Source organism: Vibrio caribbeanicus ATCC BAA-2122 (assembly GCF_000165125.1).
GTDB classification, from domain to species: Bacteria; Pseudomonadota; Gammaproteobacteria; order Enterobacterales; family Vibrionaceae; genus Vibrio; species Vibrio caribbeanicus.
Genome location: NZ_AEIU01000006.1, coordinates 1 through 23,980, shown reverse-complemented (window position 1 = coordinate 23,980; position 23,980 = coordinate 1). Strand labels below are relative to the sequence as shown.

At 43.9% G+C, this 23,980-nt stretch carries 16 protein-coding genes; 6 read left to right on the top strand and 10 right to left on the bottom strand.

Features of this window, described 5'->3' with window-relative positions; genetic code table 11:
- The first annotated feature begins 69 nt into the window (after positions 1-69).
- Complete coding sequence (locus RH40_RS01485; RefSeq protein WP_009599496.1) at positions 70-315, top strand: hypothetical protein; 246 nt, start codon at positions 70-72, stop codon at positions 313-315.
- Between the two features lie 58 nt (positions 316-373).
- On the opposite strand, the gene RH40_RS01480 is transcribed toward RH40_RS01485, so the two are convergent.
- The 4 genes from RH40_RS01480 to rnb form a co-directional block, all read right to left on the bottom strand.
- Positions 374-1,168, bottom strand: a complete 795-nt coding sequence (locus tag RH40_RS01480) for a slipin family protein (RefSeq protein WP_009599495.1) — start codon at positions 1,166-1,168, stop codon at positions 374-376.
- The gene (locus tag RH40_RS01475) at positions 1,161-2,507 is read right to left on the bottom strand and encodes an NfeD family protein (RefSeq protein ID WP_009599494.1); all 1,347 of its coding nucleotides are present in this window, start codon (positions 2,505-2,507) and stop codon (positions 1,161-1,163) included. The genes RH40_RS01480 and RH40_RS01475 overlap by 8 nt, the downstream gene beginning before the upstream one ends.
- A gap of 106 nt (positions 2,508-2,613) precedes the next feature.
- The gene (locus RH40_RS01470; RefSeq protein ID WP_009599493.1) at positions 2,614-3,432 is read right to left on the bottom strand and encodes a phosphate ABC transporter substrate-binding protein; all 819 of its coding nucleotides are present in this window, start codon (positions 3,430-3,432) and stop codon (positions 2,614-2,616) included.
- Between the two features lie 166 nt (positions 3,433-3,598).
- Positions 3,599-5,578, bottom strand: coding sequence for an exoribonuclease II (rnb, locus tag RH40_RS01465; protein ID WP_009599492.1), 1,980 nt, complete (start codon positions 5,576-5,578; stop codon positions 3,599-3,601).
- Positions 5,579-5,966: 388 nt separating this feature from the next.
- Here rnb and RH40_RS01460 point away from each other — a divergent pair, with 388 nt between their 5' ends.
- Positions 5,967-7,829 carry a DEAD/DEAH box helicase gene (locus tag RH40_RS01460; RefSeq protein WP_009599488.1) on the top strand — a complete coding sequence of 621 codons (1,863 nt, stop codon included), beginning with the start codon at positions 5,967-5,969 and terminating at the stop codon, positions 7,827-7,829.
- Between the two features lie 55 nt (positions 7,830-7,884).
- Here the strand turns inward: RH40_RS01460 and RH40_RS01455 are convergent, their stop codons facing one another.
- On the bottom strand, positions 7,885-8,850 hold the full coding sequence (locus RH40_RS01455) for a chemotaxis protein CheV (RefSeq protein ID WP_009599486.1): 966 nt from the start codon (positions 8,848-8,850) through the stop codon (positions 7,885-7,887).
- A 374-nt stretch (positions 8,851-9,224) separates the two neighbouring features.
- Between RH40_RS01455 and RH40_RS01450 the strand changes: the two genes are divergently transcribed.
- A complete protein-coding gene (locus RH40_RS01450) occupies positions 9,225-11,159 on the top strand; it encodes a sensor histidine kinase (RefSeq protein WP_009599485.1) in 1,935 nt (644 codons plus the stop codon).
- A gap of 1 nt (position 11,160) precedes the next feature.
- Here the strand turns inward: RH40_RS01450 and RH40_RS01445 are convergent, their stop codons facing one another.
- From RH40_RS01445 to RH40_RS01425, 4 genes are all read right to left on the bottom strand, one after another.
- Positions 11,161-12,699 (bottom strand): DUF3369 domain-containing protein, encoded by a 1,539-nt coding sequence (locus RH40_RS01445; protein WP_009599484.1) that lies wholly within the window; start codon positions 12,697-12,699, stop codon positions 11,161-11,163.
- A 332-nt stretch (positions 12,700-13,031) separates the two neighbouring features.
- Complete coding sequence (locus RH40_RS01435) at positions 13,032-14,039, bottom strand: S1 family peptidase (protein ID WP_009599482.1); 1,008 nt, start codon at positions 14,037-14,039, stop codon at positions 13,032-13,034.
- Positions 14,040-14,215: 176 nt separating this feature from the next.
- Entirely contained in the window at positions 14,216-15,334 is a 1,119-nt protein-coding gene (gene gcvT, locus RH40_RS01430) for a glycine cleavage system aminomethyltransferase GcvT (RefSeq protein WP_009599481.1), read from the bottom strand.
- Between the two features lie 238 nt (positions 15,335-15,572).
- On the bottom strand, positions 15,573-16,196 hold the full coding sequence (locus tag RH40_RS01425) for a helix-turn-helix domain-containing protein (RefSeq protein ID WP_009599480.1): 624 nt from the start codon (positions 16,194-16,196) through the stop codon (positions 15,573-15,575).
- Positions 16,197-16,572: 376 nt separating this feature from the next.
- Here RH40_RS01425 and RH40_RS01415 point away from each other — a divergent pair, with 376 nt between their 5' ends.
- The 3 genes from RH40_RS01415 (at position 16,573) to gcvP (ending at position 21,267) form a co-directional block, all read left to right on the top strand.
- A complete protein-coding gene (locus RH40_RS01415; protein WP_009599478.1) occupies positions 16,573-17,868 on the top strand; it encodes a serine hydroxymethyltransferase in 1,296 nt (431 codons plus the stop codon).
- Positions 17,869-17,901: 33 nt separating this feature from the next.
- On the top strand, positions 17,902-18,282 hold the full coding sequence (gcvH, locus tag RH40_RS01410) for a glycine cleavage system protein GcvH (RefSeq protein WP_009599477.1): 381 nt from the start codon (positions 17,902-17,904) through the stop codon (positions 18,280-18,282).
- Between the two features lie 120 nt (positions 18,283-18,402).
- The gene (gene gcvP, locus RH40_RS01405) at positions 18,403-21,267 is read left to right on the top strand and encodes an aminomethyl-transferring glycine dehydrogenase (RefSeq protein WP_009599476.1); all 2,865 of its coding nucleotides are present in this window, start codon (positions 18,403-18,405) and stop codon (positions 21,265-21,267) included.
- Between the two features lie 213 nt (positions 21,268-21,480).
- Here gcvP and RH40_RS01400 read toward each other — a convergent pair.
- The coding region (locus RH40_RS01400) for a non-ribosomal peptide synthetase (RefSeq protein ID WP_009599475.1) at positions 21,481-23,980 on the bottom strand (2,500 nt) is incomplete at its 5' end.

The window sequence follows — 23,980 nt, the reverse complement described above, 5'->3', positions numbered from 1 at the left end:
TGTCATGATTCCTTCATCTCTATGTGATTAACTGTTTTAACCCAAGTTTGTTACTCTTAGGATATTCAATTGGAACTCAGTCAAACAACATTGAGTGAGACTACACTCGTCAACTTAAAATCAGTCGAATATCAGTGGGTTCGCTCTCTTTACGTCGAAGGCTATCAGCGAGAAGAGATAAATCACTACATTAATGCGTGTTTTGGCGGTGATGATACTTTTGCTGACCTATTTCAAAAAGTCGCATTGTCACAAGAAAGCCTGTTTGTACTTTTAAGGTATCTAGGATGCGCTCCATCAAACAAAGAGATATAACTATGATATCCCTTGATATTACAACGATGCAGGATTCAGAATACCTCGGAGTCGTCGTCTAATCCTCGCTACCCTTATCATTTTTCCCGTTACGTTTAAATAGACCTTCCATAAGCTCCATGGGTAAGGGAAATGCTATCGTTGAGCTCTTTTCCCCCGCAATCTCTGTTAACGTCTGTAAGTAACGAAGTAGCATTGCGTTAGGTTGTGTCGCCATTTTTTGTGCTGCCTCAACCAACTTTTCTGATGCTTCCATTTCTCCTGATGCATGGATCACTTTTGCCCGTCTGGCTCTCTCTGCTTCAGCTTGTTTTGCAATAGCTCGAATCATACTTTCATTCAGGTCAACGTGTTTGATTTCAACATCAGACACTTTGATGCCCCATCCATCAGAGCGGGCATCCAGTATCGCTTGAATATCTGAGTTAAGCATTTCGCGGTTTGAAAGCATCTCATCCAGCTCATGTTGACCCAACACCGACCTTAATGTTGTTTGAGCGAGTTGAGACGTAGCAGCTAAGTAATCCTCAACGTTAATAATGGCTTTCTGTGCATCAACAACACGAAAATAGATGACAGCATTTACACGAACCGAGACATTATCACGGCTAATCACATCCTGACTTGGTACATCCATGACCACTGTGCGCATATCGACTTTAACGATCTGCTGAATAGCGGGAATGACAATGATTAATCCGGGACCTTTCACTAACTGGAAACGTCCTAGAAAAAAGATAACACCCCGCTCATATTCTCTTAAAACATTAAAAAGACTGTAGGCGATCATAACGATAAATAATATCAATATTAGTGGAGTCACTATTCCGCCTGATAAAAACTGCTCAATCATTATTTTTTTCCTTAATTTTGACATGCAAAGTGAGATTGTCGACACGCTCTATCTCTACACTTTCTCCCTGAGCAAAAACTCCCTCGCCCTTCGCAGCCCATCGCTCCCCATCTATATTTACGTACCCATTACCCTCAAATGTACATTCCACTGATGCGTATCGACCAATTAGTGACTCAGTACCGCTGACTGAAACCTGGCATCTGAGTTCAACCACTCTTTTGAGAACAAAAAAAGCAAACAAGGCAGAAGCAATTGCGAACGTATGAATAAGATAAAGTGACACTTGTAGCTCAGGTAAATCACTATCTATAAGAAAAATAGAGCCCAGAACAAAGGACACCAGCCCTCCAATCCCAAATAGACCAAAGCTAGGTACAAGTGATTCTGCTACTAACAACCCAATCCCCAGCACTAGCAAACCAACACCGACATAACTGACCGGGAGCATTTGGAACGCATATACCGCTATCAATAAGCAAATGCCACCAATAATGCCACCAAAACCTATCCCTGGACTGTAAAACTCCAAAATAAGTCCGTAAATACCGACCATCATCAGCAAGTAAGCAATATTGGGATTTGTTATTGTGCTTAAGAATTGGTTACGCCAATCGGGCGGCCTCTGCTCCAATTTAACATCGTCTGTATTCAATACTCTTTCTGCTTCATTGATCGTTACCGAGACGCCATCCAGCTTCTTGATTAACGCCATTGGCGACTCTGCGATAAAGTTCACCACATTTTTCTTCAACGCTTCCTCTGAAGACAAAGTCGCCGCATCGCGAACCGCAGACTCGGCCCACGCGGCATTTCTGCCACGAAGTTGGGCTAAAGAGCGAATGTAAGCAATAGAATCATTCATAACTTTCTTTTCTATAGCTGACGGCTCTTTTGGACCTCCCTCTTTCCTTTGGCTATCTCCTCCAATATTCACTGGCGTTGCTGCTCCAAGTGTTGTGGCGGGTGCCATTGCAGCGATATGACAGGCATAAAGAATAAAAGTACCCGCGCTGGCGGCTCGGGCTCCCTGCGGATAAACAAGACAAGCAACGGGGATGTCTGATGATAGAATCGCTTGGTTGATGTCTCTTAAACTATCGACTAAACCACCTGGAGTATCTAACGTAATGAGGATAAGTTCGGAATGACGGGACTGATTAGCTTTTTGTGTTTCTTTAATGACATAATCTGCAACAGCGGGACCAATCGGACCTTTTATTTCAAGCACAGGTACATAGCTGATAGACCGTGTGCTCTCACTAACGACATTGGAAAGTGATGTCCAAGGAATCATGGCAGCCCAAACACAAAAGACTTTGATCAACCAAGTTGGCATTTTACTGTCCAGAAAAAAATCCTACTTAAAGTCTAGACCATAGGTAGGATTTCACTTAAGCCGGTCTTGCCTGCATGATTTCAAAAACGTCATACACAAAGTTTAACTATTTGGTCGGTGTGTAACCATATTCTCTGATCAGAGATTTTGCTTCTAAGCTGGTCAGAAACTTTACGAATGACTTGGCACTGTCGGATGCTCGGTCACGTTGGTACAACACGAGAAAGGGACGAGAAAGTTGATACTTACCATTAGAGATCGTTTCGTTTGTCGCTTTTATGCCCTCAAAATCAACTGCTTTAACAGAGCTATCTATAGAACCCGTTGAGATAAAGCCAATGGCCTGTTTGTTATGGTTAACTAGAGTTTTAACCATGCTATTGCTGTTTACCACCAAATTATCGCTACTAATGTCAGACACCAAGCGACTATTTACAACTTTTGTTAACCCAATCAAGCTCTCAAAACTGTAGCGAGAGCCAGAAGAAGCCTCACGGGTTACAACTGCTATTTTTTGATCATTGCCACCTAACTGTTTCCAATTAGAAATACGCCCTTTATAAACCTCATAGAGCTGGTCTCGGGTGATATTAGTTATTGGATTCAGCTTATTAACGATGACAGCAAGTCCATCAAGAGCGATAGGAATAACGTTAAGTGATTCATCCGACTCAATCTCAGTTAAATAGCGCGACGACATACCAATATTTGAGATGCCTTTTTTGACCAAAGTAATACCGGCACTAGAGCCTACACCTTGGACAGCGATATAACCTTCTGGGTGCGCTTGATTATACTTTTCAGCGAGTACGTCCATAATATAAGCAACCGAAGTCGACCCCGATACGTTGATTTCTTCCGCACGTACAACTGACACAAAAAGAGGTAAAACAAGAACAAGAGCGCGCAAAGAACGAAATGTCATAAATTCCCCAAAATCGAAAAAAATAATTTCGGCTATATTATTTCTCAGAGATGACATTTGTGTGAAAGGTGGGTCTCAAATCATTTCTAGCGACCTAACAAGGCACTTTGACCCAACACCTTGCTAGGTAATGGCGTCTAAAGTGCCCTTGTACTGTTTATAATACTTACTGATCTTGCTTTTGAGTAAAGTTGACGGTTGGTTTCGCGACGATGCTACGGGTTTCTTGATTTACATCAGTGAGCACCACTTCAAGCGTGTCACCAAGCTGAAAAACCACTTCCTTATCAACCAGTACCCGTCCTTCATCACTATTGACCTCAAGACGCTCTTTTTCCGAGAGTATTAGTGAGCTCGGTATGAAAGCACTCGCGCCGTTTTCGACCAAGCGGACACGCATACCAGCACGATTAACGTCGAAAATTTCAGCGTTAAACACCGTTTTATTCGATGGTTCATTAGCTAAAGTACGGGTATATAACCAATCAGATACCCCACGCTCAGCCATATTGTGTAGCTTGCGACGAAGTGCTAGCTCATCACCAATATTCTCGTCGGCCGTTTGGACAGGGTCCTTAGCTAATATATGCGCTTTTAATAACCTATGGTTTATCATATCACCGTATTTCCGAATGGGAGATGTCCATGTCGCATAGATATCAAGCCCCATAGCATAATGCGGTAAAGGCTTATTCCCTATTTCACTGTAGGCTTGAAACTTACGGATACGATTATCAAGATAACTTGTCTCTTGGCTCGCCAACCAGCGACGTAGCTCAGCAAAACCATTCAGATCTGTCAGAGATTCCTCGGTGAAAGCTTGTTCACCCTCAGGATTGACAAGCGCAACCACTTCTGCGAGCTTTTCTGGTTTGAAGCCAGCATGAGTATTAAAAACACCTGAATCAAAACTCGTCTTTAAGATACGACCACCGCATATATTAGCCGTAATCATCGCTTCTTCTACCAGTCGGTTTGCACTGCGCCTCTTATCAGCATGAATCACAATAACATCATTGTCTTCACTTAGCTCAAATCGGTAATCGGGACGATCAGGGAAAACAACAGCGTTTTGCTCGCGCCAATTAGCGCGTACTTTTGAAAACTCGTAGAGTTCACTCACAACCTTGGCGATATCCGCATCGGGTTGCCACTCATCACAACCACCATTTTCGAGAAAATCAGACACATGATCGTAAGACAGCTTGGCATGAGACTTTATCTGTGCAGCAAAAAACTCAATGTCATCAGCAATCATACCTGTGTTATCTATGGTGACAGAGCAGCAAAGAGCAGGGCGAACCTCGTTTTCCATCAAAGAACATAAATCGTCAGCAAGATCGCGAGGAAGCATTGGAATATTGCGCCCCGGTAAGTAGATAGTAAACCCTCGTTCGCGCGCAACTTTATCCATTTCACTGTCTGGGACAATGTAAGCGGTTGGATCAGCAATAGCAACAACAAGCTTGAAATCACCAGATTCGCTTTTCTCAATATAAAGCGCGTCATCCATATCTTTGGTAGATTCGCCATCTATAGTGACGAATGGAAGATGGCTAATATCTCGACGTTCTAGAGCAGTATCATCAAGAATTTGCCATTGGTCGATACCTTTAGGTTCGCTATTGGGTAAATCGTTTTCCGCAAGAGTTACCCACCAAGGCGCGATTTTATCATCGGCATCTGCAACCTTCTGGCTAATTTCAACAAAAAAGCCACTCTCATCGGTCAATGGATGGCGTATTAAATGACCGACTATCCAATCACCTTCTTTAAGGTCGTCGCTTTTCAAGCCCTTTTGAGTTTTTGCCTTGAGCGATAATTTTTTGAGTTGAGGCTGATCTGGAACAACATTCAGCTTGCCTTTATGGAACTTTACTCGGCCTATGAATCGAGACAACCCTTTTTCTATAAGTTCCTCTGGCTCGGCAACTTTACGCTCTTTTTCAGTTCTGATAATCGCAACGACTTTGTCACCATGCATACATTTCTTCATATATGGTGGTGGGATAAAGTAACTCGTTTTACTGTCGACTTCTAAGAATCCAAAGCCTTTATCTGTCGCTTTAATCGTTCCTTCCTTTTTAGGAAGTGTTTCTTGTATTTGCTGTTTCAGCTGAGCCAATAACGGGTTATCTTGGAACATTTTATGTATTTTAACCGAGTAAACGTTTGTTTAAAAACTGTAGCGACACTATATCACTCCCCCTATAACCAAGCCACCAAAGAAGTTATGTATGCTATCAATCCTTCGAGCAGGACACATTCAAAAGACAAAACAGCTTAAACTGCACCCAAATTGGCGAAGTTCTGCGCCGAACCATACTTAAAGATATTTTTTTGTGATGAAATTCAATTTTTTCTAGCTTTTTTGCATAATTTAGTGAATAATTCGCCCCCTTATTTATGTCCCTAGTGGCTTGATGCGTTTTAACACTTTTCCGCATCTGAATGGAATCAGCTCTTATCTGGATTGGTATTGGAATTGGTAGAGCTCGTGGGACCTTTTGTTAGTTTAATATAGTAGGATCCCAATGACAGATTCTGTAATTCAGTTTAGCGATTTAGCGCTTAACGACGCCATACTTTCCGCTCTCGATGGTATGGGCTTTGTATCTCCAACTCCGATACAAGCAGCATCGATTCCTCATCTTATGAAGGGCTCTGATGCACTTGGTAAAGCACAAACTGGTACTGGTAAAACAGCTGCATTTTCACTTCCTTTGTTGAACAAGCTAGAGCTTTCTCAACGCAAACCACAAGCCATTGTACTGGCTCCAACACGTGAACTTGCTATTCAAGTTGCTGCCGAAATCAAAAATCTGGGTCAAAATATTTCTGGCCTTAAAGTGCTTGAAATCTACGGCGGTACTTCAATTGTAGATCAAATGCGCGCACTGAAAAGTGGGGCACACATCGTAGTGGGTACACCTGGACGAGTCCAAGACTTAATTAATCGCGATCGTCTTCACCTTGATGAAGTTCATACTTTCGTTCTTGATGAAGCAGATGAAATGTTAAACATGGGCTTTGTTGATGACGTAACTGCAATAATGGAACATGCACCTGAATCAGCGCAACGTGTTCTGTTCTCCGCAACTATGCCTCCAATGCTTAAAAACATCGTCGAGCGTTTTCTACGTAACCCTATTACCATAGACGTAGCTGGCAAAAACCACACTGTGGATAAAGTAGAACAGCAGTTCTGGGTTGTTAAAGGCGTCGAAAAAGACGAAGCAATGTCTCGCTTACTTGAGACTGAAGAAACAGACGCGTCTATTGTGTTTGTTCGTACACGTCAAGATACTGAGCGTCTGGCTGACTGGCTCTGCGCTCGTGGTTTCAAAGCATCGGCGCTTCACGGTGATATCCCACAGTCTTTGAGAGAACGTACTGTTGATCATATCAAACAAGGCGTAATTGATATCCTAGTTGCTACAGACGTTGTTGCTCGTGGCCTCGATGTACCACGTATTACTCACGTATTTAACTACGATATTCCTTTCGATGTTGAATCTTACATCCACCGTATTGGTCGCACAGGCCGAGCTGGACGTAAAGGTAAAGCTATCCTGTTGGTTCGTACTAACCAGTTGCGTATGCTAAGAACTATCGAACGCGTCACTAAGTCAACAATGGAAGAAATTCAGCTTCCACATCGTGACAAGGTTGCCGCAGCTCGATTAGAAAAACTGGGTGCTGAACTTGAAACGGAAAAAGAGCACAAAGCACTAGAGAAATTTACCGAATTAGTCGAAAAGTTACAGGACACGCTTGAGCTTGATGCTGCCACACTGGCCGCAATTCTACTTAAGCGCCAACAAGGTAAACGCCCATTATTCTACATTGGCGCTGACCCTATGATTGAAGCTATCGAACGTGATAAACAACGTCGCAAAGAACGTCGTGAAAGCGGTCGCGACGGACGCCGTGAAGGTGGTCGAAGCTTTAATAATCAAGATTGGGACACTTACCAACTCCAAGTAGGTCGGGAGCAAGGCGTTCAAGTTAAAGATATCGTTGGTGCTTTGGCAAATGAGTTGGGCTTAACTAAGGGCTCTATCGGCGCTATCAAACTTGCTCAAGGCGAAACCTACGTTCAATTGCCAAAAGCGATGTCTTCTGAAACTGCAGGTAAGTTACGTAAGCTCCGCATTCGTCAAAAGCAAGTCGATGCTGTCGTATGTGACTTCAACGATTTCCGTGAACCAAGAGGTCGTCGTGATAGTGGACGCCGTGACGGCGGTGGCTACCGAGGCAACCGCGAGGGTGGACGTCGTGAAGGCAACTTCCGTGGCAACCGTGAAGGTGAACGTCGCTTCGATCGCAACCGTGGGGGCGATCACCGAGGCAACTACCGTGGTGAACGTGGTCACAATAGACGCAGCGAAGCATAATTATCTCGAAAAAAAGACGCAAATATGCGTCTTTTTTTACTGTCACTTTCCCTAACTAGCTCTTAAATACGTGTTCATCCATCAAACCAACCATTTTACCAATTTCTTGCTTAGTAATAGTTTCATTGGCACCCAAACCAAACGCTTTAGTCCTGTTATCTTCACTCATTAAAGAAGAAAACATGATAATTGGCATTTCTTTGTAAGAGTCATGATCACGCAAGCGCTTGAGAAGATGCAACCCATCCATACGAGGCATTTCCACATCGGTCACTAATCCGTTGACGAACTCACTGACAGGAACATCCTCTTTTTTCGCTACCTCGACGATACTCATGAATTTCTCATGCGCTTCTCCACCGTCTTTACATGCGATGATGTTATAACCCGCTGAACTGAGCGTATCTTGAATCATCGAGCGTATGAAAGCCGAATCTTCAGCAATGAGAATAGTCTTAGCGTTCCGTTTAGCAACCATACGCTGATTAAGATCGACATTTTTGTCCATTGTGACATCGTATTTTTCCATACTGAGTTCAGGGTTGATGTCAGCAATGATCTTCTCGAAGTCTAATATCATTATCAGATTACGTTCTTGTCGCACAACAGCAACAACGCAGTCCTGTTCTCCTGCTTCTAAAAATTGGCTAGGAGACTCAACATCATTCCACGAAATTCTGTGTATTCGACTGATACTATCGATTAAAAAGCCGTTAGTCATATCGTTAAAATCTGTGACAATAACGAACTTCCTTGTCAGCTCTTTCTCTGTAGGTACCCCAAGCCAGCCGGCTAAATCCACTAGCGGAGTCAATACGTCCCTTGATGAAAACACACCTATCATGTGGGGCTGAGCATTTGGGTAGTCCGTTGTTTCCGGCACCTGTATTACCTCTCGGACTTTGGCAACGTTGATACCGTAGTAACATGTCTTCTGGCTGCCATCAGGCAACTTCTTAAACAGGTGAAACTCAATGATTTCGAGTTCATTAGTGCCGCTTTCAGTTAGTATCCCAGTCATAATTCATCTTTCGCAATTTAATCACTACTTATTATCGTCATCTATCACTAATACTTTCGTTCTTTTTAACCATAATTCGATGATTTGTAAATCGAATACGCCGTCCTGCTTCAAAATTCTACAACTTTTGCCACACCGCATCACTATTATGTAGCAAGTGACTCAGCGTTATGATTGTCTAATGGATGCCACTTGTTTTTTATCTCGCCATGTTTAACTGCTACAGACTGACTATAGTCATTATTTGATAAACATAACAACTTAACCCTCTATTATTGTAGTTGCATTACAGTAACTCTCCACCTTCTGTTCAAATTCAAGGCTGATAATAATGTCTATACTCAAGAATAACCTTAATTTCGTAGATAGATGAGATGAGCCAATTTAAAAAAGACATTACTTCTTCATTCAACAGCCAACTCGGAAAGCGTATTTTTCTGGTGCTGGTTATTATAAGTGGCGTCATCACTGTCTTGAAAACATTACTCCAACTCTCTTGGCAATACGATAAAGAATTTAGCGAGATTGATCAGCGTTATCATGAAATCAAAGAAATTCACGGCCCTCTCATCAGTACCACGCTTTGGGAGTTCGATGTTGCTCATTTACAAAGGGAGCTAGATTCCCTAGTTCTCCTACCAAAAGTAGACTATCTGTGTATCAAGAGCGACGTGTTTACTTTTGAAGCAGGAGAAAAACTCACAACCAACTACACTGAAAAGCAATTCACGTTAACATTTCTATCATCTGATGGCTCGCATTCTGTCGACATCGGACAAATGATCATGCAAACCAATAATGAAGCCATCTATCAAGCTCTTGCATGGCAAGCGGCTTATTATCTCGTGGTAAATAGCGTAAAAACGATCATTGTTGTGTCTCTTATGTTGCTAGTGTTTAACCATGCGGTAAACCGGAGAACCTTCGAAATTGGACATTATCTGCGCCATTACAACCCCATAGAACCACCAAAACAGCTTGCGTTCAAAAAGACAAGTTGGCTGGCAAGACGAGACGATGAGCTCGGACAGCTAGCCGAAGAGGTCAACAAGCTGGTGCACGGTTTTGATTATCTCTACAGAAAAGTGCATGAAGAGAAAAAAAAGCTCAGTGACTTTGCTCATATCTCTTCCGACTGGCTGTGGGAAGTGAATGAAATCGGTGAATTGGTTTATTGCTCCGAAAGCATGCAATTTTCGCTGGACATTGAAATGGATCAGAAGCCTAAGCTAATTGCACTCAAACCCTTATCTAGTTGTTATCAACTACGAGAGTATTTAAGGCACCAAAATGACTTTTCTCATTGTGAAGAGACTATTGTTGTTAACTGTATTACGCTTCACTTAATGTTCAAAGCGAAGGCACAATTCAAAGAAGACAAGTTTATTGGTTTTAGAGGCACTGCAATTAACATCACCGATCTCAAGTTGACACAAATAGAGCTTGAGGATCTCAATGATAATCTTGAGCACTTGATCGCCGAGCGAACTTTTGATTTGAAACAAAGCCTAGATAAACTTGAACGCGCACAAAAGCAGCTGATTGAACAGGAGAAACTCGCAGCACTTGGTGGCTTGGTTGCTGGCGTTGCTCATGAGGTTAATACACCTCTGGGTATTGCTGTAACAGCGACGTCTGTAATCAAAGAAGTCATCCATGAAGCAAATGATGCATTTCAGAACCAAACCCTCACCACTGAGCAATTTCAGTCGCTTATGGAGAGACTGATGACGAGCAGCACTATGCTTGAACACAATATTAGTCGCGCTGCACAGTTGGTTAAAGACTTTAAACAAACCGCTGTCGACCAAGTCTCTGAAAGTCGCAGCGAATTTAATGTCTACCAAGTCTTGTGCTCATTGATGACAAGTTTACAACCAGAAACAAGAAAAATATCAGTTGTACCACAAATATGCGGTGACCAATCCGTCACGATGAACAGTTTACCTGGCATACTGACTCAAGTAATTTCAAATCTGGTTTTAAACAGTGTCAACCACGCCTTTGATTATCAGGAGTTACCACAAATATCAATAAGCTATGAAGAAGACGGTGATGATATTATTTTCGATTATCAGGATAACGGTGGGGGCGTTGATCCATCTTTGCATCAAAAAGTTTTCGAGCCTTTTTACACCAGCAAAAGAGGTCGAGGCGGCTCGGGTTTAGGACTTAATCTGGTCTTTAACCTGATTAACAAGAAATTGTCAGGGGAATTGAAGTTCGAGTCTCAGCTTGGGGAAGGCGTTCGCTTTATTATACGCGTACCCAAAAATTTACCGTTAAACCTCGAAGCGGAAGAATCCTAGATTAATCTGGGTTTTCATCTCGAACCGAAATGAACTGTTCCCAGTTCTCTAGCATCAGGTCAACTAGTTTAGGGTCAAAGTGTAGCCCTCTTTGCTTAACAATTTCTGCGCGTATTTCTTCGTTACTCCAAGGCTCTTTATAACTGCGTTTAGAGCCAAGCGCGTCAAATACATCAGCCAAAGCAACAATACGTCCGCTTATCGGTATATTTTCGCCTTTTGTGCCATTGGGATATCCAGTTCCATCCCACTTTTCATGGTGAAAGGCGACTATTTCCTTCGCTGTCACTAGCAAGGTACGTTGAGATTTGCTCAAGATATCCACGCCATATTCAACGTGCTTTTTCATTGTGACCCATTCTTCTTCCGTCAGCTTTCCAGGCTTATGCAATATCGCGTCTGGAATGGCCACTTTACCAACATCATGCAAAGGAGAGGCATGCTTAATCATGGTTACATCGGATTCATCAAGGCCATACAAATAAGCAAGCTTCTCTGATATTAGAGAAACGCGTTGCACGTGTGCTCCCGTCTCACGACTTCTTGCTTCAACCGCATTGGCGAGGTGATATACGAGCTCCTTCGATGTTTCTTTGATATCCATTAGCAGACCCAGATTCTCGAAGGTAAGGCTAATATTCTGCATATATATTTCTAGGAGTTGAACATCGACTTCAGATAGCTCTCGTTTGAAATTGATGTAGAGCAAATTCTCGACATTCTCTTCATTTTTGCTATATAGAACGAACGCATCACCAAATAACTTTGACTGACCAACGGCTAACGTCTCTTTAAGCCTCTCAGAAACTTTCTCCGGCAATTTGTTAAACGCACACTCAGAATATAGATTGACGTATTTCCCAGTGGCTGCAAGTGTTAAAGCTCTTGATTGCTCCCAATCTAAAATTGGACGCACCACACAGTAGAACGCAGAGTCATCTATGTTAAGAAGCCTAGTCATCTGTTCAAGAACAGCTGAAGCATAGGTTTGCAAAGAAGTGGTATTTTGAACCTTTGCAGACGATATAATGACCTTGCGTAGTCCGTCCTTTTGCTTCTCGATTAAACAAAGGCCACGATACACTCTTAACATCGAATACAGCAGTGTTCTGAGTTTCTGGGTCGTTAGCTCAGTTTTTTCTTTGTAGTCATCAATCTCATATTCACGGATAACCAAATCTTCCGGAGCCTGACCAGCTTGACCGGTGCGGAGAACTACCCGTATCACATGGTTATTCAGATGTTCTCGAATGAATTTAACCAGCTCAAGGCCAGCATGCTCGCTTTCCATGACGACATCAACAATAGCAAGCGCAATATCTTCGTTTTGCTCTAAAATCTTTTGCGCTTCGATATTTGAATAGGCTGAAATTAAATTCAGACCACGTCCATCAAATGAAAAACCAGAAAGCGCAAGTTGCGTAACCTGATGCATCTGCTCGTCATCATCAACAAGCAATACCTTCCATGGCTCCGCCACAATCTGTGGTTTCTCGTCGGAAGTGGAATCTTTCTTGGGCTGATCTGCAAACAATGACACGAATAGCTAACCAATAAAATTGAGAATCACATAGATTATGTTTAGCACAAATCTTTTGATTTTGACCAATAAGCAAACTAATTCAATTTATATCAGAGGTATTTTTTTACTGTTTTATCATCTTCTCAAGCCTCGTAACGAGCAGTTTAAAATATCGTTCACAACCCAAACAAAACTGGCGACTGAAGTTTCTGCAATTAGAGAAAGTCGAAGTTGAGGAAAGCCTGCCATAACGATGTGGCTGAGAAAATTAAAATAGGCATAAAATAGTGCTAAAAAATTAGTCGCCGTGCTGGAGGAATAACTGGCCTCCAACACAATGTATGACGAGTTCAAATAAGTTTGCGTGTACCACAAGTAAATCTACGGTAAGAGATAAGGAACAAAGATAACAACAGTGGGATGAATCCCAAGCTCCCGCCATCATCGCTGTTAGCAGCAGGGGTCTGAGTATTTTTGACTAATTGTCTTTGACCATCAACAGTCGTTACATAAGCTTTAGGTGTTACCGAGCCTGCCATTACACTGTCTATCCAGCTTTTGTATGCATGGATTTTAGTATAGACGGAAGTTATCTCGGTACCACCCGTTACACCGCAAGCCCCTTTGGGGCCGAAACTGGTAACACCCACTTGAATGAAACTCCCTCCATTACTTCTATAGATTGGCCCACCAGAATCACCACTGCACGCGCCATTCCGATACGCCCCTGACAATACCCCGGTGAAACACAACTGGTTATCTGTCACGTTTGGTCGAAAAGCATTGTTACAATCTGTGGTGGTGGTCTTGGTCAAGCTAGTCTGTTGAAGTATGTTGGTGGTCTTTGTTGCTTCAGTATTTCCATGCCCAATTGCTATGTAGTTACCATCGAGAGGCAGCGCAATACCCGCAGCAGATAAGTCGAAGAGGCTACTGTGATCGCTAGCTCCGCTTGCACTGGTTTCGAGCTTGATAAGAGCAATATCATTGGGTAAGCCAAATGACTCGCTATTGATGTAATTGTCAGGATAATAAAACTCAAGAGCTCTTGGTTTGGAAATTGTGCTGCTCGAATAATTAGATTTATCTCTTAGTTGATAAGCAACCGTTGTATAGAGCATGCTATTGTCATCACCATAGATACAATGTGCAGCGGTCAGAACCCATTGATCGTTGATAAATGTAGCACCACAATAAGGGCCATTCAAAGTGGCACCGTTGTCCACAAAGAGACTTCCAAATGCGGAAAAGTCGTTAAAATCGGACACATCGGATCCGTTGGCAATACGAGACGTTATATTGTCTGACAAAACGGGGGGCGAAAAGACAAGCAATAAAAACAATTTTTTCAGTGCCATAACCTCATCCTTGGAGTGATCTAATCCCTTTATTCTAACAAATGATAATGCATTTAGCTCATTACTCGTCACATAATATTGATAACATAAAGTTCGGTTTTTAACAGCAAGAACAATACCAAAGACCAAAAAAAAGCCCGCTCATCGGGCTTTTTGGTCGTACGAGAAAATACTCGTTAGCCACGATAATAACGTTGAGGAACGAAAGGCATTTTCTCGATTGTCATAGGCAATTGTTTACCACGAACGTCAGCAAAAAGCTCAGTGCCAATGGCTGCTAAATCAGCACGAACGTAGGCCATAGAAACTGGCTTACCCGCATTAGGGCCTGCCGTACCACTGGTTACAATACCTACTTTACTTCCTTCACTGTCAAAGAGTTCTGCACCCTCACGAACGGGGGCTTTGGTTTGTCCTACAAGGCCAACGCGTTTTCTCGAAACGTCTTTTGTCTCAATTTGCTCCAAAATGATATCTGCACCTGGGAAACCACCGGCGCGCTCACCCGCTGTACGACGAACTTTTTGAATACCCCATAAAAGGCTTGCTTCAACAGGAGTGGTTGTTGTGTCCAGATCATGACCGTATAGGCAAAGTCCACACTCTAAACGAAGAGAATCACGAGCTCCAAGACCAATCCACTCCACTTCTTCTTCTGCGGTAAGCTTGTCCGCTAACTCTTCAGCTTTCTCATTAGGTACAGAGATTTCGTAACCATCTTCACCGGTATAACCGCTACGACTTACGATGCACTCAACACCCAAAATCTCAAGTTTTTTCACATCCATAAACAGCATTTCAGCAACGCTTGAATTAAAACGTGCCAAAACATCTACTGCTTTAGGGCCTTGCAACGCCAGTAAAGCACGGTCATCAATTACCTCAAGCTCAACACCTTGTGGAAGGTGCGCTTGTAGGTGACTGATATCCTGCTCTTTACATGCAGCATTAACCACAACGAAGAGATGATCACCGAGGTTTGCAACCATAAGATCGTCCATTATGCCGCCCTGCTCGTTAGTAAAGAAGGCGTAGCGTTGGTTACCAGATGGCAGATCGATAATATCAACTGGCACAAGAGACTCAAGAAACGCAGCCGCGCCCGCCCCGTGCAAACGTAGTTGCCCCATGTGGGAAACATCGAAAAGACCTGCCGCATCACGAGTGTGCAGGTGCTCTTTTTTAACACCCAGCTTATATTGAACTGGCATATCATACCCAGCAAAAGGGACCATCTTCGCACCAGCTTCGACATGAAGTGCGTGTAGAGGTGTTTTTAGTAGTTCTTGAGTCATTGTTGTCTCCATTTAATCTGGTTAGATTTTCCCTACAAGGAAACCTTGTTTCCAATAATAAACATGAGTTGAAGTTTTTTGCACTTACAACCCACAATCTGGCACTCAAAATGTGACATTTAACATCATATTCACAACAGAGATTAAAAAGAAGGAAGGACATAGCAAACATTACTTCGTTGACCAAAACGAAGTAAACGTTTGCCTTCACTATAAGAAATTAAAGGTGTGATGCTACTTATTTAGCAGTAACCCATAAAATGTGGGCATCATCATCACTGGTTGAGATAAGCATATGGCCCATATTCGCGTCGTAATACACGCTATCACCTGCAAACATTTCAACAGGTTCGTAAAACTCAGAATAAAACATTACCGAGCCAGATAGGATTAATAAGAACTCTTCACCATCATGCCTGACCCAGTCAGAATACTCATCAAAGCTGCGTGCATGAATGCGACTTTTGAACGGCATCATCTTTTTATTCGACAATTGGGTCGCAAGCAATTCATGCTCATAAGTTTGCGTTGGATGAGGTTTTCCTTGATTCGAACGCGTCATATCTCTACGGCCTGTAGCCACTTTTTTTCTCGGTGGTTCAAACAGTTGAGGCATATCTATCTGCAAGCCTAATGCCAATTTTTGCATCGCTTGAAAGGTAGGTGAAATCTGTTCGTTTTCTATTTTGCTTAGCGTAGAGCGAGCAAGTCCAGTTCTCTGGCTGGCCTCTTCAAGGGTGATACCAAGCTTGCCTCGAATCTCTTTAATTCGATACCCAAGCTTTAACGGTTCGATGTTTTCATCGACTGACTCTTTGGCTAATGTCAGTGATGGATAATCATCTAAAATACCTTCAGGCATACTTCCCTCTTCTATATGCAGTGCGACTTCCTATTCTTCTTTAATTGTGCACCATGCCAGTTAGGGAAGAAAGAGACATTTTAGAGATAAAGCGTGCTCTCGGGCACAAAATTGGAAACCTTGTTTCCAATAGGAAATTTTTAGTTGATTGTTTGTAGCGCAGCAGTTATGTTACCGACTTGTTAGTTGTAGAGATGTTAGTAACGAAACACAGCACAAGCAAAATGATGTTTGATGTTGATTTCTTCCATCAACTGATGGACAAGGATATTCACCCTGTTTTGGCTTTAGTACTCGTCAGAGCAGACAGAAAAGTAAGAAATAACGAGAATAGAACTTTGATAATAATCTCGTTACGAATGGAAGGTCATCTACCATGAACAAACCGTTTCAAAACCACAGCTTAGAGAACTTTTTCTCCACCAACCTTGCTGCTACTGACGATGCCGTTTTCGCAGGCATTCAAGCAGAGTTCACCCGTCAAAATGAACAAATCGAGCTGATTGCTTCAGAAAATATTGTTTCTAAAGCTGTTATGCAAGCGCAAGGCACGTGTTTAACTAATAAGTACGCCGAAGGTTACCCAGGTCGTCGTTACTACGGTGGCTGTGAGCATGTTGACACTGTTGAAGCAATCGCTATCGAACGCGCAAAAAAACTCTTCAACTGTGAGTACGCAAACGTTCAACCACATTCAGGTGCTCAAGCTAACGGTGCTGTTAAGCTTGCACTGCTTCAACCTGGCGATACGATTTTAGGGATGTCGCTTGACGCTGGTGGTCACCTAACACACGGTGCCCGCCCTGCTCTATCCGGTAAATGGTTTAATGCTGTTCAATATGGTGTTGATCGCGAGACACTTGAAATCAACTACGAAGATGTTCGTGCGCTTGCAAAAGAACATCAACCAAAAATGATCATCGCTGGCGGTAGTGCCATCCCGCGTGTTATTGATTTTGCCAAATTCCGTGAGATCGCAGACGAAGTTGGCGCTCTACTGTTAGTTGATATGGCGCACATTGCCGGTCTTATTGCGACAGGCGCACACCCAAGCCCACTGCCTCACGCGCACGTTGTAACTACAACTACACACAAAACACTGCGTGGTCCACGTGGCGGCATGATTTTGACCAACCACGAAGACATCAGTAAAAAAATTAATTCTGCAGTATTCCCGGGGCTTCAAGGTGGACCACTGATGCACGTTATTGCAGCTAAAGCAGTGGCCTTCGGTGAAGCATTGGGACCAGAATTCAGCAACTACATTGAATCAGTAAGAACGAACGCAAAAGTTCTTGCCGAAGTATTACAAACTCGCGGTTGTGACATTGTCACTGGCGGTACAGATACACACCTTATGTTGGTTGATCTTCGTCCTAAAGGTCTGAAAGGAAACGTGACAGAGGATGCGCTAGAGCGTGCAGGGATCACATGTAATAAAAATGGAATTCCATTTGACACAGAGAAGCCTATGATTACATCGGGCATACGTTTAGGTACGCCTGCGGGAACTAGCCGCGGCTTTGGCGCTGAAGAATTCAAACTCATTGGTAACTGGATCGGCGATGTTCTGGATGGATTGGTCGAGAATCCTGAAGGAAACCCAGAAGTTGAGCAACGCGTTCGCAAAGAAGTAAAAGAATTGTGTGCTCGCTTCCCACTATACCAATAAACAATGTAAACAAAATGATTTTGGAGATTAGCAATGGATAAAACACTGAAATTTGCAGACAGCCACGAGTGGGTACGTAACAATGGTGACGGCACCGTGACTATCGGTATTTCAGAGCATGCTCAAGAGATGCTGGGTGACGTTGTATTCGTTGACCTGCCTGATGTAGACGATGAGATTGATGCAGGAGAAGGTTTCTCCTTGGTAGAATCCGTAAAAGCTGCTTCAGATATCTACGCACCTATTACAGGCACTATCGTAGAAATTAATGAAGATTTAGAAGACAGCCCAGAGCTGATCAACGAAGAGCCATACGAAGGTGGCTGGATTGTTAAAGTGAAGATGTCTGATGCCGCTGAACTTGACGATCTAAAAGATGCAGATGAGTACCTAAACTCTATCGAAGATGAGTAATTAGGATAAATAAAAAGCTGTCCCCATTCAGGGTGGCAGCTTTTTTTCTAAGTTCGGACGTATAATTAGATATATCAGTAATGATATCCATTACCCGAACAACGAAGTAGGTAAAGGACAATGACTGAATTACTTCAAAGCCTCAGCACACAAAACGAGTTCGTTGCTCGCCACAACGGACCGAACAAATCTGACCAACAAAAAATGTTGGATGCCATCAAGTCAGACAGCCTTGAAGCTCTGATTGATGAAACTGTTCCTGAACAAATTCGCCTAAAACAACCGATGACGCTTGCTGAAGCAAAAAGCGAAACCGACATGTTAGCGGCGATGAAAGTCTTTGCTGATCAAAACCAGGTTAAACGCACTTTTATCGGCCAAGGTTACTACAACACGTTCACGCCAAACGTTATTTTGCGTAACGTACTAGAAAACCCAGGGTGGTACACAGCTTACACCCCTTATCAGCCTGAGATTTCACAAGGCCGTCTTGAATCTTTGCTTAACTTCCAGCAAATGGTGATGGACTTAACAGGTATGGAAATCGCCAACGCATCCCTACTTGATGAAGCTACCGCTTCTGCAGAGGCCATGACGCTTTGTAAGCGTGCAGGTAAGAGCAAAAGCGACGTTTTCTTCGTTGCTGATGATGTGCATCCACAAACGATTGAAGTAGTAAAAACCCGCGCTCACTACATTGGTTTTACTGTTCAAATTGGTCCAGTAGATTCACTGCCTGAACAAGACGTGTTTGGTGCATTGATCCAATACCCAGGCACGACAGGTGAAGTTCGTGACATGACGGACGTCATCGCAAAAGCGCAAGCGAACAAGACTATCGTTGCTGTTGCGACTGACCTACTTGCTTCTGCTCTAATTAAGCCTGCTGGTGAAATGGGCGCAGATATCGTAATAGGCTCAGCGCAGCGTTTCGGCGTTCCTATGGGTTACGGTGGTCCACACGCAGCCTTTATGGCAACTCGTGACAAACACAAGCGCACCATGCCAGGTCGTATCATCGGTGTTTCTATCGATTCAAAAGGTACGCAAGCACTGCGTATGGCGATGCAAACCCGTGAGCAGCACATTCGCCGTGAGAAAGCGACCTCAAACATTTGTACAGCGCAAGCTTTACTTGCCAACATGGCGTCTTTTTATGCTGTGTTCCACGGTGCAGAAGGCCTACGTACCATTGCACGTCGCACACACCACATGACGGCAATTCTCGCTGCAGGTCTGACAAAATCAGGCTTTGAACTTGCACACAATAGCTTCTTTGACACCATCACGCTAAACACAGGCGACAAGACTGACGCGCTTTATGCGAAAGCACAAGATGCGGATCTTAACCTGCGTAAACTTGATGGTCAGCTTGGTATAAGCTGCGATGAAACCACCACAACCGATGACATCGCTGCCCTATTCGCAGTGTTTGGTGTTAACGAAAGTGTTGAAGCGCTATCAGCAGAAATCGAAACCAATGAGTTTGCCGCAATTCCTGAAGGACTGCGCCGCACCTCGAAATACCTAACGCACCCTGTGTTTAACACTCACCACAGTGAAACTCAGATGATGCGCTACCTTAAGCAGCTTGAGAACAAAGATTTCTCACTGACGCACGGTATGATCCCACTTGGCAGCTGTACCATGAAACTCAACGCTGCTGCTGAGATGATCCCAGTAACTTGGCCTGAATTTGGCGCGATTCACCCTTACGCACCCGTCGAGCAAGCCGCAGGCTATGCCGCTCTTGCCAAAGATCTGAAAGAGAAACTGTGTGAAATCACAGGCTACGATGCTTTCTCACTTCAGCCTAACTCAGGTGCATCTGGTGAGTATGCCGGTCTCATCGCTATTCAACGCTACCACGAGAGCCGCGGCGAAGGTCACCGTAACGTTTGTTTGATCCCAAGCTCTGCACACGGAACAAACCCAGCCACCGCGTCTATGATGTCGATGAAAGTGGTTATCGTGAAATGTGATGATGAAGGTAACATCGATGTGAGCGACTTGGCGGACAAGATCGAGAAGCACAAAGATAACCTAGCCAGCATCATGATCACCTACCCTTCTACACACGGTGTGTACGAAGAACAGGTGATGGAAGTGTGTGACATGGTTCATCAAGCTGGCGGTCAGGTTTACCTTGATGGTGCCAACATGAACGCTCAAGTTGGCCTTACTTCACCTGGCTTCATTGGCTCGGATGTATCGCATCTTAACTTGCACAAAACCTTCTGTATCCCGCACGGTGGTGGTGGTCCAGGTATGGGTCCTATCGGTGTTAAGTCACACCTTGCACCATTCCTACCAGGTCACATCGAAAACGGTGTAGAAGGGACAGACTTTGCGGTTGCTGCTGCCGATCTAGGTAGTGCTTCTATCCTACCTATCTCATGGGCTTACATTGCCATGATGGGTGAAGCAGGTCTAACAGACGCAACTAAAGTGGCGATTCTGAGTGCCAACTATGTGATGGAACGTTTACTACCACACTACCCTGTTCTTTACCGCGGTAACAATGGCCGTGTGGCGCACGAATGTATTATCGATATTCGACCGCTAAAAGAAGAGACGGGCATCAGTGAAGAAGACATCGCTAAGCGTTTAATGGACTACGGTTTCCACGCACCAACCATGTCATTCCCTGTTGCAGGCACGCTAATGGTTGAGCCGACCGAATCTGAAGATTTGGAAGAGTTGGACCGTTTCTGTGACGCAATGATCGCTATCCGCGAAGAGATGACCAAAGTACACCAAGGTGAATGGCCGCTAGACAACAACCCGTTAGTTAACGCGCCGCACACCCAAGCTGATTTGGCTGCACAAGACTGGGATCGCCCATACTCTCGCGAGTTAGGTTGTTTCCCATCACCCGCAACCAAATCTTGGAAGTACTGGCCAACGGTGAACCGCGTAGACAACGTATACGGCGACCGTAATCTAATTTGTTCATGCCCAAGCATTGAGAGCTACGAAGATTAAGACCTCTTAGGGTCACTAATAACTCAGTTGGAAACTAGCTCAAATAACAAAAAGGCGAACCATTTGGTTCGCCTTTTCTGTATGGGCAGATTTAGCACACGCCCACGATTGAATTAGGGTGTTGACCTATTTTTCTGTAGGTATTAGTTAACTCAGTAGCCAACTTAACAAGTGGCTACTGAGTATTTCGATTTTTAGGGTATATGTAAATTATTACTCCATGATTGCTCCAATGCTATTGGCGTGAATTAAGTCACGAACAGAGCTAGCGATACTATGCACATGTTGCGGCCTGAGCATAGAAACGTGTGTACCTTCCACTGGATAACATGAGAAACCTTTTTGACTGAGTTTTCCGTGTGATTCATGAACCTTCAAAAGGCTTTCTTGAGAGAAAGACTCCTTGCTATACAGCAACGTCAATGGCCCATCAATCGACTGGATCGCTCGATAATTAATACTGATTTCTTCCTGAATGTTGTATATATCCAATATGGCTTCTACTTGTCGTGTCCCCCTTTCTTGTGAAATCAAGCCGGCGTTTGTCATCAATTGAATCAATTCCGCTTTCGCTTGCTCCTGACTCAATGAGCCAAAAGGAGTAACAGTCACATCGAGAAACTCTTGCATCACGTTAAGCACTTTTTCTTCTGTACTTAGCGTATCTTCAGGCATGTCCTCCGCCATGACGCCACAGAGTTCAGCATCAAGTAGGATGCAGTTTACCTCTTTGTTTTGTGTTTCCAGCCTGAGCGCTATTTCAAAAACGACTCTAGCACCATAAGAATGACCACATAGCCAGTACGGCCCATTAGGTTGATAGCGCTGTATCTCCTCCGTATATTCGTCCAACATTTCAGCCCAGTTTTTATGTGGTGCCTGATCACCAGCTATACCTTTGGGCTCTAACACAACGACTTTCGCATACGGTTCCAGTGCTTTAGCCAATGCTTGATAAGCGGCACTTGAACCACCTGCCCCTGGCACTGTATAGACAATAGGTAAGCTCTTCATGCTCTCATCGTTTGAATGCATTTCCACAAGCGGCTGCCATACATTTTCTTTTGAATGGTGGTTATCAATTTGCTCGGCAAGTTGATACAAGTAGCTGTTAGAAAAAATGGTTTTAATCAATAGATTCGTCGAAAACGTATCATTAATCGCTGCAACCAGCTTCATCGCCAATAACGAGTGCCCACCGAGCTCAAAGAAATGCGCATCACGGCTAACGGGCGAGTTTAGGTGGAGCAGTGTCTGCCAAAGCTCCGCTAAACGCGCTTCGGTGAGGCTTTGCGGGGCTTCATAAGCCCCGCTCACCTGAGCTAAATCCGGCTCAGGTAAAGCCTTACGATCGACTTTACCGTTGGGTGTTAATGGCAACTGCTCCAATACCACAAAAGCCGAGGGCACCATATAATCGGGCAGTACAGTTTTTAAACTTTGCCTGAGTGACTCAATCAGCACGTCTTCGTCAAAAGCCTCAGGCGTCTCAGCAGCTGTGACATAAGCCACTAGGCGTTTGTCACCACAACGATCTTCTCGGGCTAACACTACTGCTTCTTTAACGCTCGGTTCACGCAACAGTTGAGACTCGATTTCTCCCAACTCAATCCTAAACCCACGGATTTTGACCTGATGATCCAAACGTCCCAAAAAGGCGAGATTGCCATCGGGCAGCCAACGCACCAAGTCACCGGTGCGATATAAGCGCGCTTCTGGATCATCGCTAAAGGGGTGAGCAATAAACTTTTCAGCGGTGAGCTCTAGGCGCTTGAGGTAGCCGCGAGCTAAGCCTACACCACTGATGTAAAGCTCACCGGGTACACCGAAGGGCACAAGCTGTTGCTCTGGTGAAAATACATAGCCTTCTGTATTACCTAAAAGTTGGCCGATGGATGCAGCGCTTCCTACATGTTGGAAGTCTGTCACCTCACATAGAGTAACCACATGAGTTTCAGTCGGGCCATAATGATTAAATAAGCGGCAGTTTGTATGCCGATTAAAAAACTCGCAAAGGCTAACACCTAATATTAACGCCTCACCGGCCGTTATAACCTCTTTAATGTGCGGTAACGCTCGCTCATTTTTCGTGATGTAATCCGTCAATAACGATAAAACAGCCGGTACAACGAATAGGCGCTCAATGCGCTGCTCATTTATAAAATCATACAGCCTCGGAATATCCAGACGTAAATCTGCTTGTTCTAGATGCAAACTGCCTCCGGTTGTTAGTGCTGTGAATATTTCCTGAGCGGCGACATCAAAGCCAAAGCTTGTTAATTGCAAGCTTCTATAAGGGTCGACCAAGGCTCCTGAGAGCTGTTGATGCTGCATTAAGTTGACGAGCATTCGGTGTGTCTGTAGCACCCCTTTCGGCCTGCCCGTTGACCCTGAAGTGTAAATCACATACGCCAGATGCTTCGAAGTTAAGCCTATCAGCGCTGGATCAATATTTTCTTGAACATAATGGCTGAGTTGCTGCTGAACCTCTCCGCTATTCAATACGATGGTGCGGTATGACGATTGAACAGAGCCTTTGGGTAAGCTATCAATGAGGTGCTGCTGGGTGATGACTAACTCCACACCACTGTCTTCGATCATATGACTAAGGCGATCGCTCGGATAACTTGGGTCTAAAGGTACATAAGCACCTCCGGCTTTTAGTATCCCCAAAAGCCCAATCATCATCTCAATACTGCGGTCAGCGCAGAGG

What these genes read in the sequence shown, in the direction of transcription:
- RH40_RS01415 (WP_009599478.1), top strand. Translation starts at nt 16,573, where the DNA reads ATGAACAAACCGTTTCAAAACCACAGCTTAGAGAACTTTTTCTCCACC.
- gcvH (WP_009599477.1), top strand. Translation starts at nt 17,902, where the DNA reads ATGGATAAAACACTGAAATTTGCAGACAGCCACGAGTGGGTACGTAAC.
- RH40_RS01450 (WP_009599485.1), top strand. Translation starts at nt 9,225, where the DNA reads ATGAGCCAATTTAAAAAAGACATTACTTCTTCATTCAACAGCCAACTC.
- RH40_RS01435 (WP_009599482.1), bottom strand. Translation starts at nt 14,039, where the DNA reads ATGGCACTGAAAAAATTGTTTTTATTGCTTGTCTTTTCGCCCCCCGTT.
- RH40_RS01470 (WP_009599493.1), bottom strand. Translation starts at nt 3,432, where the DNA reads ATGACATTTCGTTCTTTGCGCGCTCTTGTTCTTGTTTTACCTCTTTTT.
- rnb (WP_009599492.1), bottom strand. Translation starts at nt 5,578, where the DNA reads ATGTTCCAAGATAACCCGTTATTGGCTCAGCTGAAACAGCAAATACAA.
- RH40_RS01475 (WP_009599494.1), bottom strand. Translation starts at nt 2,507, where the DNA reads ATGCCAACTTGGTTGATCAAAGTCTTTTGTGTTTGGGCTGCCATGATT.
- RH40_RS01480 (WP_009599495.1), bottom strand. Translation starts at nt 1,168, where the DNA reads ATGATTGAGCAGTTTTTATCAGGCGGAATAGTGACTCCACTAATATTG.
- gcvP (WP_009599476.1), top strand. Translation starts at nt 18,403, where the DNA reads ATGACTGAATTACTTCAAAGCCTCAGCACACAAAACGAGTTCGTTGCT.
- gcvT (WP_009599481.1), bottom strand. Translation starts at nt 15,334, where the DNA reads ATGACTCAAGAACTACTAAAAACACCTCTACACGCACTTCATGTCGAA.
- RH40_RS01425 (WP_009599480.1), bottom strand. Translation starts at nt 16,196, where the DNA reads ATGCCTGAAGGTATTTTAGATGATTATCCATCACTGACATTAGCCAAA.
- RH40_RS01460 (WP_009599488.1), top strand. Translation starts at nt 5,967, where the DNA reads ATGACAGATTCTGTAATTCAGTTTAGCGATTTAGCGCTTAACGACGCC.
- RH40_RS01455 (WP_009599486.1), bottom strand. Translation starts at nt 8,850, where the DNA reads ATGACTGGGATACTAACTGAAAGCGGCACTAATGAACTCGAAATCATT.